This window comes from Lysinibacillus parviboronicapiens (assembly GCF_003049575.1).
GTDB lineage: Bacteria > Bacillota > Bacilli > Bacillales_A > Planococcaceae > Lysinibacillus > Lysinibacillus parviboronicapiens.
The window spans coordinates 1-398 of record NZ_PYWI01000105.1; the positions used below are offsets into that span (position 1 = coordinate 1).

Here is a 398-nt window from a genome sequence, read left to right on the forward strand (position 1 = left end):
ATTGAAGCTGAGCTTCGTATTGGTTCTACTCTTCGTTCAAAATTGACGGAGGATTTGGCTAGTATTAAAAATCGAATCATTCGTTGGCTTGATCGCTACTTTCCAGAGTTTACTCAAGTCTTTCCTAATTTCGGGAAGATGGCACTTGCAACACTAGAAATGACGCCATTACCAAAAGATATTAAAGAGAAAACAGCTGAAGAGCTGGTCTTTCTTTATCGACAGGTAAAGGGAATGAGAGCCCCACAGTTACCGAAAGCCAAGCTTCTTATTGAAGCCGCGAAAAACTCTATCGGTCTGACAGAAGGAACACAGATGGCCCAACATGAAATTGCCACGCTCTTACGTCAGTATCGGTTATTAGAAACTGAAATTGAAACTGTTAATAATCAATTAGC

Annotated in this window: 1 pseudogene; it reads left to right on the forward strand. The window is 40.5% G+C overall.

Annotation, left to right across the window (positions count from 1 at the left end):
- Positions 1 to 398: pseudogene (locus C9J35_RS23890) on the forward strand (IS110 family RNA-guided transposase); the annotation flags it as partial.